Genomic DNA, 14,864 nt, shown 5'->3' with positions numbered 1-14,864 from the left:
AAATGCCGCGGCGTCTGTCATTGCTTGCGACACAACACTCCACCACCCGCCGGACTTTGCCATGCCTTTTCCGTTTTCCCGGAAACCTCTCCTGACTCTTGTATGCCTGAGCCTGACGGTTCTTGCCGGTTGCGCCACGGTCGGACAACCCACGGCAGCCAGCAAAGCGCCCACGGCCAGCGCGCCGGCGGCAGATGACAACGCGCAAGATCCCAACGCGGCCGACGGCCCGCTGCCCAACGAAGAGTTAACCGACGAGCTGGTGTTGCGTTTCCTGGTGGGTGATATCGCCTTGCAACGCGGACAAGCCACGCTGGGTGCACAAACCTGGAATGATCTGGCCAAACGCACGCATGATCCGCGGGTAGCCAAACGCGCTACCGAAGTCGCTATTGGTGCGGGTCAGTTGAACCTGGCCATGGATTCAGCCAAACAATGGATCGACGCCTCGCCCAATGCCGTCGGCCCACAACAAGTCATGCTGAGCCTCTTGTTGCGCGCCAACCGCCTGGACGAAGCCAAACCGCACCTTGAGGCGCTGCTCAAAGCCAAACCACAAGACGCGCCGTCGTTCTTCCTGCGCATGCACACGCTGTGGGATAAAAACACGGACCGCAATGCAGCGGCCAAGCTCACCGAAGATGTCACCGCACCGTACCTGAATCTGCCAGAAGCGCACTTTGCGCGTGCAGTGGCTTACGCCAACACCAACCGCGTTCCCGATGCCATCAAGGAAGTGGATGCCGCCGAAGCATTGCGTCCGGGCTGGGAACCGGCCGTGCTCTACCGCATTCAACTGATGTCCGATCGGCCTGGCCAGGAGCGTATTGATTATCTGCATTCCGCCCTGCGCAAAAATCCGGATTCGCTACCCATCCGTAACGCGCTGGCGCGTGAACTGGTCATCAACAAGCAGATGAAAGATGCGCTGGACGAATACAACGGCATTCTGAAGATTCAGCCGGATAATCTGGAGGCGCTGGTCGGCTCCGGTCTGGTCTCGATGGAATTGCGTGATTTCGATACCGCCCAACAACGCCTCAGTGCTGCCGTCCAGAGAAACCCGCGCAACACCAACAACCTGCGCCTGTACCTGGGCCAGATTGCCGAAGCACGCGGTCAGAACCAGGACGCCATCGCCTGGTATCAAAGCGTGGAAGGCGATATGCATGACGCCGCTGTCGAGCGCTTGATCCGTTTGTATGCCCGCACGGGACAGCCGCAAAAGGCCATTGACCTGATCCATGAAAACGTTGCGCTGACCACCGAACAGCAAACTCGTCAGACCTTGCTGGAATCGAGCGTCTGGCGCGAGGCCAAGAACTACGACAAAGCCTGGTTCGTACTGACGCTGGCCATCAGCAAGGATCCGAAAAACGCGGACCTTCTGTACGAACGCTCGCTGATTGCTGACTTGCAGCACAACGTACCGGCCGCCGAAGCGGATCTGCACAAGTATCTGGAACTGCAACCGGATAGCGCCCAGGGGCTGAATGCGTTGGGTTACACGCTAGCCAACCGCACCGATCGCTACGATGAAGCCAACGGTTATCTGGAAAAAGCCAACACGCTCGACCCGGACAACCCGGTCATCATGGATAGCCTGGGCTGGTTACGCTACAAGCAGAACCGCCTCGCCGAAGCGCGTGATTTGCTGACCCGCGCATATAAAGCCATGCCTGACCCGGAAGTCGGTGCTCACCTTGCGGCCACTCTGTTCAAGCTGGGCGAAAAGAGTGATGCCCACAAGGTCATGGCGCAAGCGCAAAAGCTGGACCCGGACAACGAATCCGTCATCGCCATCGGCCAGGAAATCGGCCAGCCGTGATGCGTCGGATCGCCGTTTTCTACTTGTGGCTGGCAACGTTCTGGCTAGCTGGTTGTGCCACGCCACCGGCGGCACCCTCACACACCGGTGAACTCGTTGCCACCGGGCGGGTCGCCGTGCGCCTGCCCAATGACTCGCAGATTGCCAACTTCACCTGGCGTGACGATGGTCAGGAAGCGGCGCTGGACCTGGGGACACCGCTGGGTCAGACCGTTGCGCGGCTGACCTTTGATACCCACGGCGCAAGATTGAAAGACACCAGCGGAACGGATACCGTTGCAACCAGCCCGGAAGTGCTGCTGCAAAAACGCACAGGCTGGCAGTTACCGGTGCAAGGCATGCGTTGGTGGCTACGGGGCAAGCCTGATCCCGCCACGCCTTCCGTGGTCACGCCGACGGCGGAGGGTATTCATATCTCGCAAAACGGCTGGGAAATCGACGCAACCGACCTGCGCGATGCAGGCCGGGAAGGTAAATTACCCTGGCGTATTCACGCCGCCCAGAATGGGCTTGATCTAAAAATTGTGGTGTCTGACTGGCAATGGCTTCCGTAACACATTCTGATTCCGGTTCATCCGCGCTTGATCGCTTCCCCGCCACATCTGAAGGCTGGCGCAGCTTTCCGGCCCCGGCCAAGCTCAATTTGTTTTTGCACGTGATCGGCCGCCGTGCAGACGGTTATCACCTGCTGCAATCTGTATTCCAGCTGGTTGATCTCCAGGACACCATTGAACTGCGTGTCCGCGGGGATAACCAGATTGAGCATTACAACCCGTTGCCCGGCGTCGATCCGGAAGATGATCTGACCGTGCGCGCGGCACGTTTGCTGCAATCACACGCAAACATCACCGCCGGAGTAGATATCCGCGTGACTAAACGCATCCCTATGGGCGGCGGCATGGGCGGCGGTAGCTCTGATGCGGCCACAGTCTTGCTGGCACTCAACCAGTTGTGGGGTGTCAACCTGTCACGCCAGGCGTTGATGACCCTGGGCCTGAAACTGGGCGCAGATGTGCCTTTCTTTATCTTTGGCCGCAATGCATTTGTTGAAGGCGTGGGCGAAATCATGACTGCGCACGACACGCCAGAAACCTGGTTTGCGGTGCTGCACCCACAAGTGCATGTATCAACGCCCGCAATTTTTAAAGATGAACGCTTGACAAGAGATACACCCTCCATCACAATGCGCGACCTCAACGTTGCTGCGACGCGAAATGATTTGCAGCCAGTAGCGCTGAGTCAGCAGCCGCGTATTGCTGAAAGTCTGAAATGGCTAAGCCAGTTTGGACCAGCGCGGATGACTGGATCAGGAAGCTGCGTGTTCACAATATGTGCTTCACAAAGCGAAGCGGATCGTGTAGTATCGCTGGTTCCTGAAGAGATGACCGGTTTTGTTGCAAGGTCACTCCAAAAGCACGAGTTAAGCGAATTTGCTGAGCAGTAATTTCAAGTTCCAGCAGTTTCGATAGGGGAGTCGCCAAGTTGGTTAAGGCATCGGATTTTGATTCCGACATGCGAAGGTTCGAATCCTTCTTCCCCTGCCACTTCTAAAGACAGAAAAGCGTGTACACCAGTTACACGCTTTTCGTTTTTCCAGGGCGCAGAAAATGGCTTACGACAGCCTCATGGTATTTACCGGCAATGCTAATCCCAAGCTTGCCGAAAGCGTCGTCAATCACCTCGACATTTCTCTGGGTCGCGCCACAGTGGGTCGCTTCTCGGACGGTGAGGTGACGGTTGAATTGCTCGAGAACGTTCGCGGTCGCGACGTTTTCGTCCTGCAATCGACTTGCGTTCCGACTAACGACAATATCATGGAAGTCATGCTGATGGTCGACGCGCTCAAACGCGCTTCGGCTGGTCGCATTACTGCGGCGATTCCGTATTTCGGTTACGCCCGCCAGGATCGTCGTCCACGCTCTGCCCGTGTGCCGATTTCGGCCAAGGTCATTGCCAACATGCTGCAGGTTGCAGGTGTTGACCGTGTCCTGACGGTAGATGTTCACGCCGACCAGATTCAGGGTTTCTTTGATATCCCGGTCGACAACATCTACTCCACACCGGTGCTGCTGGCTGATATCCGTGCCAAGAACCACGATCAGTTGATGGTGGTGAGCCCGGACGTTGGCGGTGTACTGCGAGCGCGTGCCATGGCCAAGCAATTGACCGTGGACATGGCCATTATCGACAAGCGTCGCCCGAAGGCGAACGTGGCTGAAGTCATGCATATCATCGGCGATGTATCCGGCCGTACCTGCGTGATCATCGATGACATGATCGATACCGCCAACACGCTGGTCAAAGCCGCCCAGGCCCTGAAAGCCCACGGTGCCGCCCGCGTGATTGCTTATGCAACCCACGCCGTGTTCTCCGGTGCAGCCGTTGAACGCATTGTCCAGTCTGAACTGGATGAAGTGGTAGTGACCGACACGATTCCGTTGTCGGAAGCTGCCCGTCAGTGCGAGCGTATCCGCATTGTCTCGATTGCCGGTTTGCTGGCTGAGACCATGCGCCGCATCAACAATGAAGAGTCGGTCTCTTCCTTGTTTGTGGACTGATTGCACGACGTAGCAACAAACAGATTTACAAGACGGTGAAGCGGGCCAGCCCCACTTCACCGTTTACGCTATTTGGGGGAATGGTCCCCCGGGTCCTTTGCCAGTCCTGGTCGCGGGTGGCGAAGTGTTTAACTGAGATGGAGTAACAACCATGACTTTCGAAATTCAAGCACAAGCCCGTGCTGCGCAAGGTACTGGTGCGAGCCGCCGCCTGCGTAACAGCGGCAAGCTGCCCGGCATCATTTACGGTGGCAGCAAGACCCCTATTGCGGTCGAATTCGACCACAACAGCATGTGGTACACCCTGAAGGATGAAGCCTTCCACACTGCTATCGTCAAGGTAGTGGTAGATGGCGCCACCGAGCAGGTTCTGCTGCGTTCGGTGCAATACCACCCGTTCAAGCAACTGATCCTGCACGTAGACTTCCAGCGTGTTGATGACAACACCAGCGTTGAACTGAAAGTGCCGCTGCACTTCAAGAACGCTGATGTTGCTCCGGGCGTGAAGATGGATGGTGGTTCCATTGGCTACATCCTGAACGAAGTGGTTGTGCGTTGCGCCGCCACCAAGCTGCCGGAATTCATTGAGGTTGACCTGGGCAACCTGGGCGCCGGCAATGCATCCGTTCACTTGTCCGACCTGAAGCTGCCGGAAGGCGTTGAGCTCAAGTCCCTGGTTCGCGGCGAAGATCTGGCCGTTGCAACCTACAACGCACCGAAGGGCGGCGACTGATTCGCCACGCTTCAAACGCGTTTTAAAAAAGCCGGCGGGGAAACCTGCCGGCTTTTTTGTATCTATCACGTCAGTTCCAGTCTGTTTTAGCTGGCATAGACCTTTTCTGCTGCTATTGTTTGTCTTACTTATAAGGCAAACAATGTACGTGGAGAGAGATCGATGTATCACAGCGAACAGGAATCCGATTCCACGGTTGACTATTATCGGCGCTACCGCAGCAGCCCACTCGACTGGCTCGCGAGTATGCCGATCACACCGCGCCGTTTTCGTCCCTGGTTGCGAGGCTTTTTTGCCCTTTGTGCATTGCTGCTGGTCTCATATTGGTTTGGTCCGCGCTGGGGCGTCTCACCTTTCCATACGCGCCAGGATCAGCTTGATTACCGCCCTTATTTCACTGACGCCGGCGGCACAGTCACCAACGCCCTGCCTCATGAAAAACTGCTCTCTGCCGTCACACTCAATCTGATTGGTAACTGGCCTGGCTGGCGGGTCGAACAACATGATGGCGGTGTCGCGTATTACGATATTTCCCTCAAAGACGCACAGGGCAATCTGGTATGGATGCAGCGCTTTGACCGCAACCCCTACGCGGGCGACTGGCGTTTCTCACAACAAGATAGTGGCTGGGCCTGGTGCGGCGGATGGCGCGTCACCGTCAATTCACCGCAAATCTACAGTGATAGCGCCCTGTACCTGACCCTGGGCGGCGAACCGCGCGTCATCCGTCATATCCCGTTTATGCCACCCCGCTAGTAGCGGGCGCGAGCCCCAGCCTTTATCATCGGCTTTTGTCTTCTCTTTGCCGGATGCGTAGCCCATGCATCCGGCCATGCATTTATGTCCACCATCAAATTGATTGTCGGTCTCGGTAATCCCGGGGCCGAATACGCTGCAACCCGCCACAATGCCGGCTTCTGGTTTATTGATGAACTGGCCCGTGAAAGCGGTACCACGTTGCGCCATGACAGCAAGTTTCATGGCCTTGCGGGCAAGGCCCGTCTGCATGGCGAAGAGGTTTGGTTGCTACAGCCGCAAACTTTCATGAACCGCAGCGGTCTGTCAGTCGTAGCCCTCGCACAGTTCTACAAAATCCTGCCAGACCAGATTCTGGTCGTGCATGATGAAATGGATATCCCGGCCGGCCAGGTCAAACTCAAACAAGGCGGTGGCAATGGCGGCCACAATGGCCTCAAGGATATTCAGTCTCATCTGTCGACTCCCAATTTCTGGCGCCTGCGTCTGGGTGTGGGCCACCCAGGAGATCGCAACGAAGTGGTGAGCTTTGTGCTCAAACCGCCGCGCCGCGAAGAACAAGAACTGATTGATGCCGCCATGCTGCGTGCGCAGAATTTGTTGCCGCGCATGCTTAAAGGCGAAATGAATATCGCCATGCAGCAATTGCATACTGACGAATCAAAACAAAGACCGCATAAACCCGCACCATGACGACACCGCTGTCCATCCTGATCGCCAACCCCAAAGGGGGAAGTGGCAAATCCACACTGGCCACCAACCTTGCCGGCTATTTTGCCTGGCAAGGCGACAAAGTGGCCTTGGGTGATCTGGACCGGCAGCAAAGTGCACGTTATTGGCTGACGCGTCGCCCGGAACAATATCCGCGCATCCATGACTGGGATGCGGCCGGCGAAGATGCACCCCACGCCCCCAAAAACGCGACCGTCGCCGTCCTGGATAGCCCAGCCGGCCTGCACGGCAAGAAACTGGAAGGCGCACTCAAGGCGGTCAGTCGGGTGTTAGTGCCAGTTGCGCCGTCGTCATTTGATATGTGGGCGCTCGAAGGTTTCTTTGCGCAGCTGGCCGAAGAAAAAGCCGTACGCAAAAAACAGGTGGATATCGGTATCGTCGGCATGCGGGTAGACCCGCGTACTCACGCCGCACAACAGCTTGAGCATTTCCTCGCCGGATACGGATTTCCGGTGCTCAGCTGGCTGCGCAACACGCAGCTGTATGTGCAACTTCAACCCAAAGGGCTCACGCTGTTCGACCTGCCTGGCCGGCGGTTCGAGCGTGACCTGGAACAATGGCAGGCAATCCTCAAGTGGCTTCGCAACCCCGCATCCCCGTCAATCTGATCACCGGTTTCCTGGGGGTCGGCAAAACTACGGCTATCTCTCACTTGCTGGCCAGCAAGCCAGCTAGCGAATTCTGGGCTGTTGTGGTCAATGAATTTGGCGAAGTCGGCATTGATGGCGCGACGCTGTCCTCAGCCGGCGAAGGTCTGCAAGTGGCCGAAGTACCGGGTGGCTGCATCTGCTGCACCACCAGCCCCATGCTGCGCGTAAACCTGAACAAGCTGGTGCAAGGCAAGCGGCCCGACCGCATTCTGATCGAACCTTCTGGTCTTGGGCACCCTGCCGGGATCATCGACCTGCTGCGCGATCCGTTCATGAGTGCCACCTTTGAAGTACGCGGTGTGGTCACCCTGATGGACGCTCGCCACCTGGAAGACGCCCGCTATACCCGTAACGAAACCTGGCGCGATCAGATCGAACTGGCCGACGTGCTGGTCATCAACAAAACCGACCTGGCTGACGCGGCTCAACTGGATGCGGCACTGGCTATGGCACGCGCGGCTTTCCCGCCCAAGCTGGCCATCATGCAAGTTCAAAACGGCCTGTTTGACGCTGATTTGCTGGACGCCCCACTGAACGCAGACCGGTGGCAAGAAGCCCCGCACGCCACAGGCACCCATAACCCGCTAGCGCCACGCCGCAAGCCAGAAGCTGCGCCAGCCATCGTCACCCCGCAAGGTAGCGAGCCTGTACGCAAAGCCCAATCGAGCCTGGGCTCACACGCCTGTGGCTGGATCTTCAGTCCTGAAACCTTGTTTGACAGCGGCGCAGTCGCCGATCTGTTTCAGGCATTCCAGCAACCGGAAACGCTGGGCGTGAAAGGTCTCTCACGTGCCAAGGGCGTCTTTCACACGGAACGGGATTGGTACCGCTTTGACTGGGTGGATTTTTACCCGAGCGCCAATATCTCGGCCTACCGGCGCGACAGCCGTTTTGAAATCATTGTGGAAGGGGATGCACCACCGGACTGGTCCGCGCTGGAAGCACGTTTGCTGGCCACCCGCATTGCGCCTGGCAGCCAGCAAAACTGAACATCTGGTATCAGCGCACGACCGTGCGGATCTGCGCCAGGTAGGTCTGCGCGGCACTCTCCATGCCGCGTGTCTTCATGACCTGCAGATAACGACCGATGCAGCGCTCAATATCGGCCACCGAGACGAGATGCTCCATCTCGCCGATCATGTCATCCAGCTCACCTGACAGATGATTCTGGTTGGTCATGTGCAAAATGGAGCGAATACGCGCTACTTGCCCTGCGCTGATCCGAACCACATTCAAACCCAGGGTGAACCCGCCTGGCGCTGCAACGGCAGCCGTCGCAGCCGCGGTGCTTGGTGCTGGTGCCGGCACTGCTGCATTTTTGGGTGGCAATGAGCCAGCGCGCTCAATCAAGCCATCCCATTCCAGTTCCAGCAGTTTGTGAACCAGATCTTTTTCCGGCATCGCCATGGGCAGAGCGTGTGCCGGGGTCTTGCCATCAATCATGATCAGCAATTGACGTTGCTTGAGCGAAAGACCGCTGGCGCGCGTCTGAATTTCAGTCAGCCCAGCCTGGGTCTTGCGATAAATGACATCGAGCATGGTTGCGCTCCCCCTGATTTATATGTCCACGCCATGCGAATCCGGCACTTCTTGGATGAGGCCGTAATTCATGAAACGCTGATGTAACAGCAATAGCAAACACGGTTTTTACTGCAATCAAGCTGTCACGGAAAGGCGCATGCGACATTTATGATTTGAATGAGACACGCAGCCGCTACACGGCAATCTTTCTGTTGCGGGCAGAATCCGTTAGCTGTACGCAAGCTGACCCCATAAAAAAAGGCGGATCAACTGACCCGCCCTTATGCTTTGATTTGCCTCAATTGCCCTGTTACAAGCCGCCGTAGGAGTGCAGACCAGAGAGAAACATGTTCACACCAAGAAACGCGAAGGTGGTCACGGCAAGGCCAATAACCGACCACCAGGCCAGCACTTCACCACGCCAGCCTTTGACCAGCCGCACATGCAACCAGGCCGCGTAATTCAGCCAGACGATGAGCGCCCAGGTTTCCTTCGGGTCCCAACTCCAGTACCCACCCCAGGCATCAGCAGCCCAGGCGGCCCCCAGAATGGTGGCAATGGTGAAGAACAAAAATCCGACAGACACAGCGCGGTAAGACACTTCCTCCAGGACCTGGGGTGACGGCAAGCTTTTGGCCATCACACCCGGCCAGGCCGCAATGACCAGCAGCACGGCACCGCACAGCACACCGCCCATGGTCAGTTGTGCCGCAGCGCCGGAGATGTCAAACCAGCTGGCACCATAAATACCGATAGCCAGTGCCAGTACGACGCTGGCGAGCGCCAATGCATGCAAGGTATTACGGGTTGCCGGTTTACGCTCTATGGGTGAAGCCAGCATCCAGGCCACACCCAGCATGGCAGACAGTGAAAACGCGCCATAACCAATGAAATTGGCCGGCACGTGAATCTTCATCCACCAGGATTGCAATGCTGGAATCAACGGCTGGATCTCATGCGCCTGGCGATCCAGCGAGTACCACAAGATAAAACCCACTGCCGCACTGATCACCAGCAACACAAAAGCGCCCATCGTGCGGGCCTTGAAGCGTGCCTCGTAATACAGGTACATCAGCGTGGTAATCAGGCAGAACAGAATGAACACTTCATACAGGTTGGATACCGGGATGTGCCCGACGTCCGGCCCGATCAGATAGCTTTCGTACCAGCGCACCAGCATAGCGGTCAGCGCCGCCAGCGCGGCTGTCCAGGTCAGACCAGAGGCGATCGACAATACCGTATTGGCCCGCCGCACCAGGCCCACCCAATACACCACGGTGGCAATGAAATACAGCACGCACATCCACATCACGGCGGACTGGCTGGCCAGAAAATACTTGAGGATGAACGAGTGCTGCGCAGTAGCCAGATCACCGTGGTAACTGCTGGTGCCCAACAGCGCCAGCACCGCCGCACCCGGCAAGAAGTAACGCATTGCGGGCCAGAACCAGCCAAACCAGACGAGTGCCAGTGTCGCACCCAGCAAGATACCGTGTTCGTAGTAATCCATGTACTGGCCGTAGCGGGCAAAAGCATAACCGCCGGCGGCCAGCATCAATACGGCGAAGACGAAGTCCAGCGGCGTGCGCCGGGCCAGGGGAAGCGTCATCATCATGTCGCGATCTCTTCTTTGGATGTGGCTGGCAACAATGCGGCGCGGTGCCGTTCAAATGCGGATTCCAGATCGGCGGAACGGCGGTTACCAGTCAACGCCAGCACGGTCTTGCCGTTTTCGCTACGAAGCCAGATGCGCTCTTCGCGCAGATAGAACATGCAGAATATGCCAATGACCAGCAGGATGGAACCCAGATAAACCACGCGTTTTCCCGGCGAACGGGTGAGCTGGAAGCCCGAAGACTTCACTTCGGTAAACCCACTTGGCTGAAGATACACGGGCGAACCATATTCAAAGAAACCACTCGTGGCCACGAGGCTGTCCATCAAGAAACGGTACTGTGTATCGCTCATGGCAACAGCTTGCAGACCGGCCCGTTGCTGCGCGATATCCATGGCATCAACCGTGGCTCCTTGCAGAATCTTCAGATACGTCTGCGCTACAGATGGTCGTTTGTCTTCGGGGACTTTCTCCCGGATGAAGGCATCAATCCGCGGGAAGCCGCCCTGCGCAAACTGCTTGAGGATCATCTCGGTGACAGCCGCAAACTCTGCACGTTTGGTCTCGGTAAAGCCGCCGCCCTGGAAGGCTTTGTCCGTGGTGCGTTTGGCGATCTCTGCCCAGGCCGACGAATCAAGCATGACATCGCGCAGCCGCATGAAAGTATCTACCTTCATGTCGTCATCCAGCGGAATGCGGACATACTGGAATGGCGCGTTGATCTCTTTGCGCACACCCGTCATCAAGTACAACGCGCCGTCATCCAGAAACGGCGACATATAGTTCTGGTATTCCACGGCCTGGCCAGAGGAATCACGCAGTTTGAACTGGATCATCGGGCCCAGATTGCGCATGGTGCTGGTCGATTTCACCGATTGCGACGATGCCAGCGCTTGCTCCAGCTTGTTTACTGCCACTGCAGAAGTTTGATCTGGCGTGTTTTTGCCCATGTTCTCGACGTTGGTCACGCGCAGGTCGCCGAACTCTAGCGTATACGCCTTGCCGTCCAGATCAATGCTTTGCGTGCTGCGTGAACGCGCTTCAAATTTTTGCGAAACCGGGCGATTCAGGTGCCAGCCCGTCAGTTGCAACGGCGAGCCGCCATCACCAAAGCTGGCCTGGTAAATGGCAATGCCGTCATACAGCAAAGGTTTATTGACCTCCACGACACCGCTCTTCACGACCTTGCCGGTTTGCGGATCAAGCACGTCAATGCTTGAGGCAAAGCGTTTGGGCATGCCCGTGCTGTAGTAGTCCACCTGAAACTGCTTGAGACGCAATGCGAAGGGTAAATCCTGAACGAAAAAGCCCTCTCCGGAGTTCAGAAACACCACATCTGCGACCGCGCCTTCTGGCAAGGTGACATTGCCACGGAACGAGAGGTTGTCCGGCGAAAGCCGGCTTTGCGCGGGGACTTTGCTTTGCGGCAGATCGCGGGTTTCAGGCACTTTATTGCCAACAAGCTCGCGCAGCTTGAGCGGCAAATTGCCATCCATCAAACCGCCAATACAGATCACTACAATGGCGGCATGCGCAAAGAAATAACCCAAGCGCTGGCCCACGCCTTTCTTGGCCGCCAGCGTCCACACGCCATCTTTATCAAGGATGCGCCAGCGGTAGCCCGCCTGGCGCAAATACGCTTGCGCTGCAGTGCGATCGACTTCACCGTCGGCTTCGGCGTTATGCGCCATCAAACGCAAAGAGTTGCGCGTGGCGTTTTCACGGTAACCCCGGATATCCCGCAGCATGCCTGGCGCGTGACGCCAGATGCACAACGTCGTGGAAAGGACCAGAAAACCCAGAATCAGCAAAAACCAGCTGGTGTGATAGACATCGAACAATCCAACGGGTTTGAAGATGGCAAACCAGAATTCTCCAAACTCGATCCGGTAATCGACATATTGCTCACCTTGCTTGAGCACGGTGCCGATGACGGAGGCAATGGCCAGTACCGTCAGCAGGCTGACGGCAAAGCGCATTGAGGAAAGAAGATCGTACAAAGCCCGAGTGAACGGGACGGCACGAGGCGGGCGGAGGGATATGTTCTGGTTCATAAAGCAAAAGAGGGGCGTATAGCCGCCCCCCTAGAATATGCTGCCAAGGTTAAGGTTGCATGGCACAGGCCATAAAACCGCAAAAAGCTCAGTGCAAGGACTGGATGTACTCGGCAACCGCTTTAATTTCCTGATCCGAGAGGCGGGCTGCGATGTCGTTCATCATCGGGCCATTGGCTCGTTCGCCAGAGCGGAACAGGTTCAGTTCGCCGATCACATATGCAGAATGCTGACCCGCCAAACGTGGGTACTGTACCGGAATGCCTGCGCCACTGGGGCCATGACAGGCCATACAGGCTGGCACGTTCTTGGCTGCAACGCCACCCCGGTAGATTTTCTCACCCGCTGCAATCAGCACTTTGTCTGATGCGCCGCCTTCCTTGGCCTTTTGCGAAGCGAAATAAGCCGCCACATTGTGCATATCCGCGTCTGACAAAGTCGCCGCCATGCCCAGCATCACCGGGTTTTTGCGCTTTTGCGACTTGAATTCAGTGAGCTGTTTGTAGATGTATTCGGAATGCTGGCCGGCAAGGCTGGGGTTGGCCGGAATGACGCTGTTACCGTCGGCACCATGACAGGCGGCACAGACTTTATCAACGATTTCCTTGCCTTTGGCTGGATCAGCTTTGGTGGTAGCGGCAAAGCCGCCGGTGCTCATCAACGTCAGTGCAGCAAGCAAGGCTGCGACAGGCGCTCTGCGCATAACTTGGCTCCCTTCCCTAATTGATATTTCGTTTTTGAGTATCGCCAGGCGTCAGGAACGGCTGACGTATCAAATCCTGATACTATATCAAGACTATATCTAGACCATATACCAGACCAGGCACCATGTCGCTGTTTCGCGGGCTCAAATTTCTAACCACCGTCAATGATTTGCGAACTCTTCCCCATGAAGGGCGAGAAGTCGCATTTGCCGGGCGGTCCAACGCGGGTAAATCCAGCGCGATCAATACCCTTGCCAACCACACTCGCCTGGCTTATGTCTCCAAGACGCCAGGCCGCACCCAGCATATCAATTATTTTACGTTTGGCAGCGATGAGCTCAAGCGACTGGTTGATTTGCCAGGCTATGGCTATGCCGAAGTCCCCGCTGCTGTCCGCGCGCATTGGGAAACCTTGCTGGGCCGCTATCTGAAAGAACGGGATAACCTGATTGGCCTCGTGCTGATCATGGATTCACGCCGGCCACTCACGGAGCTGGATCGTCGCATGCTTGACTGGTTTTTGCCCACCGGCAAGCCCGTGCATTGTCTGCTGACCAAGTCCGACAAACTCTCTAATCAAGAACGCACGCAAGCGCTCAGGGGCGTGCAAAAAGAGTTCGCCGATAACCCTCAAGTCACCGTTCAGTTGTTCTCCAGCCTTAAAAAACAAGGGGTTGAAGAGACAGAGAAAGTTGTCGGCGCCTGGTTTACCCAGACAGAGCCTGACGACGTCGAATTGACGAACGGCGAATAGTATTCCTTGAACTTTGCGCGAACCTTTCTACCCTGAAATCTGGGTGCGCCCCTGCACCTCCCGCTTTTCCTCCCTGAGCGGGTGCCTTGGCCAAATGCCAAGGCGTATTACACCCCGGTCATTCTCCCCTTGGGCCGGGGTTTCTTTTTTCCAGATTCCGGAGAGAGCCGGTTATGGCCCGTCTTCGCGCGATCCGCGCCGATATCACTCAGCTTGACGTCGACTGCATTGTGAATGCGGCCAACACCTCTTTGTTGGGTGGCGGCGGGGTGGATGGCGCGATCCATCGTGCCGCCGGCCCGGATTTGCTGGCAGAGTGCCGCACGTTGGGTGGATGCCATACGGGCGAGGCGCGTATCACGCAGGGTTATCGTCTACTTGCCCGATATGTGATCCATACCCCGGGCCCGGTCTGGCACGGCGGTCAGCAGAAAGAAGCCGAACTCCTGGCATCGTGCTATCGCGAGTCCATGCGCCTGGCTGCAAAACGCGGGCTACATTCGATTGCATTCCCCGCCATCAGCACGGGCGTCTATGGTTATCCGCTGGCAGAAGCAACGCGCATCGCAATCGACACTGTGCGCAAAGAAACACTGGCACACCCTGGCCCACTGCAAGAGGTGGTGTTTTGCTGTTTTTCTGAGCATGACCTCTCTGTATACGAGGCTGCACTGGCCAGTTAGTCCGGCACACCGTGCGCGGTGAGGATGTAGTCATAACGCGCTGGCAAAAGCTGTTCAGCCACATAGGGCTGCAGCCGCTCAGCGCGTGCGGCATCCAGCATGTAGGACAGCTTCATTTCAGGGTCTGGCCGATCTTGCTCATGGGCAAACAGTCCAAGCAAGAACGGCGTAGTCACGGTTGAGGCCACCGGCAAATGACCGACAAAGCGGCCATCCATGCCTTTCTCCCAAACTTCCAGTAATCGGATGATCTTCATAAGACGTTCAATCCGGCGA

Annotated in this window: 16 protein-coding genes and 1 tRNA gene; 12 read left to right on the top strand and 5 right to left on the bottom strand. The window is 56.9% G+C overall.

All coding sequences use genetic code 11. The features are described 5' to 3' along the window. Positions 1–61: 61 nt before the first annotated feature. The 10 genes from IEX44_RS08580 to IEX44_RS08535 all read left to right on the top strand — a co-directional run bounded on the left by IEX44_RS08580 (position 62) and on the right by IEX44_RS08535 (position 8,246). Entirely contained in the window at positions 62–1,828 is a 1,767-nt protein-coding gene (locus IEX44_RS08580) for a tetratricopeptide repeat protein (protein WP_188691840.1), read from the top strand. Next, positions 1,828–2,382 (top strand): lipoprotein insertase outer membrane protein LolB, encoded by a 555-nt coding sequence (gene lolB / locus IEX44_RS08575; protein ID WP_229678917.1) that lies wholly within the window; start codon positions 1,828–1,830, stop codon positions 2,380–2,382. Before IEX44_RS08580 ends, lolB begins: the two co-directional genes overlap by 1 nt. After that, a complete protein-coding gene (gene ispE, locus IEX44_RS08570; RefSeq protein WP_188691837.1) occupies positions 2,370–3,272 on the top strand; it encodes a 4-(cytidine 5'-diphospho)-2-C-methyl-D-erythritol kinase in 903 nt (300 codons plus the stop codon). Before lolB ends, ispE begins: the two co-directional genes overlap by 13 nt. A gap of 23 nt (positions 3,273–3,295) precedes the next feature. Continuing rightward, a tRNA-Gln gene (locus tag IEX44_RS08565) sits at positions 3,296–3,372 on the top strand. A gap of 63 nt (positions 3,373–3,435) precedes the next feature. Beyond that, on the top strand, positions 3,436–4,386 hold the full coding sequence (locus tag IEX44_RS08560; protein WP_188691835.1) for a ribose-phosphate pyrophosphokinase: 951 nt from the start codon (positions 3,436–3,438) through the stop codon (positions 4,384–4,386). A 151-nt stretch (positions 4,387–4,537) separates the two neighbouring features. Then, a complete protein-coding gene (locus IEX44_RS08555; protein WP_188691832.1) occupies positions 4,538–5,119 on the top strand; it encodes a 50S ribosomal protein L25/general stress protein Ctc in 582 nt (193 codons plus the stop codon). Between the two features lie 162 nt (positions 5,120–5,281). Then, entirely contained in the window at positions 5,282–5,875 is a 594-nt protein-coding gene (locus IEX44_RS08550) for a hypothetical protein (RefSeq protein ID WP_188691829.1), read from the top strand. 84 nt (positions 5,876–5,959) lie between these two features. Beyond that, complete coding sequence (gene pth / locus IEX44_RS08545) at positions 5,960–6,568, top strand: aminoacyl-tRNA hydrolase (RefSeq protein WP_188691826.1); 609 nt, start codon at positions 5,960–5,962, stop codon at positions 6,566–6,568. Then, positions 6,565–7,215, top strand: coding sequence for a nucleotide-binding protein (locus IEX44_RS08540; protein ID WP_188691822.1), 651 nt, complete (start codon positions 6,565–6,567; stop codon positions 7,213–7,215). The genes pth and IEX44_RS08540 overlap by 4 nt, the downstream gene beginning before the upstream one ends. Then, positions 7,182–8,246: a CobW family GTP-binding protein gene (locus IEX44_RS08535; RefSeq protein ID WP_188691819.1), complete on the top strand. Its 1,065-nt coding sequence runs from the start codon at positions 7,182–7,184 to the stop codon at positions 8,244–8,246. The genes IEX44_RS08540 and IEX44_RS08535 overlap by 34 nt, the downstream gene beginning before the upstream one ends. A 10-nt stretch (positions 8,247–8,256) precedes the next feature. On the opposite strand, the gene IEX44_RS08530 is transcribed toward IEX44_RS08535, so the two are convergent. The 4 genes from IEX44_RS08530 to IEX44_RS08515 form a co-directional block, all read right to left on the bottom strand. Further along, the gene (locus tag IEX44_RS08530) at positions 8,257–8,796 is read right to left on the bottom strand and encodes a hypothetical protein (protein ID WP_188691816.1); all 540 of its coding nucleotides are present in this window, start codon (positions 8,794–8,796) and stop codon (positions 8,257–8,259) included. Between the two features lie 292 nt (positions 8,797–9,088). Beyond that, a complete protein-coding gene (gene ccsB, locus IEX44_RS08525) occupies positions 9,089–10,390 on the bottom strand; it encodes a c-type cytochrome biogenesis protein CcsB (RefSeq protein WP_229678839.1) in 1,302 nt (433 codons plus the stop codon). Beyond that, positions 10,390–12,372, bottom strand: coding sequence for a cytochrome c biogenesis protein ResB (locus IEX44_RS08520; RefSeq protein ID WP_229678837.1), 1,983 nt, complete (start codon positions 12,370–12,372; stop codon positions 10,390–10,392). The genes ccsB and IEX44_RS08520 overlap by 1 nt, the downstream gene beginning before the upstream one ends. A gap of 163 nt (positions 12,373–12,535) precedes the next feature. Then, positions 12,536–13,150, bottom strand: a complete 615-nt coding sequence (locus IEX44_RS08515; protein ID WP_188691805.1) for a c-type cytochrome — start codon at positions 13,148–13,150, stop codon at positions 12,536–12,538. Between the two features lie 125 nt (positions 13,151–13,275). On the opposite strand from IEX44_RS08515, the gene yihA reads away from it, so the two are divergent. Next, positions 13,276–13,905, top strand: a complete 630-nt coding sequence (gene yihA / locus IEX44_RS08510) for a ribosome biogenesis GTP-binding protein YihA/YsxC (protein ID WP_188691802.1) — start codon at positions 13,276–13,278, stop codon at positions 13,903–13,905. A gap of 173 nt (positions 13,906–14,078) precedes the next feature. Beyond that, positions 14,079–14,588, top strand: a complete 510-nt coding sequence (locus IEX44_RS08505; RefSeq protein ID WP_188691799.1) for an O-acetyl-ADP-ribose deacetylase — start codon at positions 14,079–14,081, stop codon at positions 14,586–14,588. Here IEX44_RS08505 and IEX44_RS08500 read toward each other — a convergent pair. Then, a complete protein-coding gene (locus IEX44_RS08500; protein ID WP_188691795.1) occupies positions 14,585–14,845 on the bottom strand; it encodes a hypothetical protein in 261 nt (86 codons plus the stop codon). The genes IEX44_RS08505 and IEX44_RS08500 overlap by 4 nt on opposite strands. Positions 14,846–14,864 lie beyond the last annotated feature (19 nt).

This window comes from Silvimonas amylolytica (assembly GCF_014645555.1).
Taxonomy (GTDB): domain Bacteria; phylum Pseudomonadota; class Gammaproteobacteria; order Burkholderiales; family Chitinibacteraceae; genus Silvimonas; species Silvimonas amylolytica.
Note: the sequence above shows the minus strand (reverse complement) of the source record. Positions and strands in the feature narration are given on the sequence as shown.

Coding starts and splice junctions, on each gene's coding strand:
- IEX44_RS08580 (WP_188691840.1), top strand. CDS start 62: ATGCCTTTTCCGTTTTCCCGGAAACCTCTCCTGACTCTTGTATGCCTG.
- lolB (WP_229678917.1), top strand. CDS start 1,828: ATGCGTCGGATCGCCGTTTTCTACTTGTGGCTGGCAACGTTCTGGCTA.
- ispE (WP_188691837.1), top strand. CDS start 2,370: ATGGCTTCCGTAACACATTCTGATTCCGGTTCATCCGCGCTTGATCGC.
- IEX44_RS08560 (WP_188691835.1), top strand. CDS start 3,436: ATGGCTTACGACAGCCTCATGGTATTTACCGGCAATGCTAATCCCAAG.
- IEX44_RS08555 (WP_188691832.1), top strand. CDS start 4,538: ATGACTTTCGAAATTCAAGCACAAGCCCGTGCTGCGCAAGGTACTGGT.
- IEX44_RS08550 (WP_188691829.1), top strand. CDS start 5,282: ATGTATCACAGCGAACAGGAATCCGATTCCACGGTTGACTATTATCGG.
- pth (WP_188691826.1), top strand. CDS start 5,960: ATGTCCACCATCAAATTGATTGTCGGTCTCGGTAATCCCGGGGCCGAA.
- IEX44_RS08540 (WP_188691822.1), top strand. CDS start 6,565: ATGACGACACCGCTGTCCATCCTGATCGCCAACCCCAAAGGGGGAAGT.
- IEX44_RS08530 (WP_188691816.1), bottom strand. CDS start 8,796: ATGCTCGATGTCATTTATCGCAAGACCCAGGCTGGGCTGACTGAAATT.
- ccsB (WP_229678839.1), bottom strand. CDS start 10,390: ATGATGACGCTTCCCCTGGCCCGGCGCACGCCGCTGGACTTCGTCTTC.
- IEX44_RS08520 (WP_229678837.1), bottom strand. CDS start 12,372: ATGCGCTTTGCCGTCAGCCTGCTGACGGTACTGGCCATTGCCTCCGTC.
- IEX44_RS08515 (WP_188691805.1), bottom strand. CDS start 13,150: ATGCGCAGAGCGCCTGTCGCAGCCTTGCTTGCTGCACTGACGTTGATG.
- yihA (WP_188691802.1), top strand. CDS start 13,276: ATGTCGCTGTTTCGCGGGCTCAAATTTCTAACCACCGTCAATGATTTG.
- IEX44_RS08505 (WP_188691799.1), top strand. CDS start 14,079: ATGGCCCGTCTTCGCGCGATCCGCGCCGATATCACTCAGCTTGACGTC.
- IEX44_RS08500 (WP_188691795.1), bottom strand. CDS start 14,845: ATGAAGATCATCCGATTACTGGAAGTTTGGGAGAAAGGCATGGATGGC.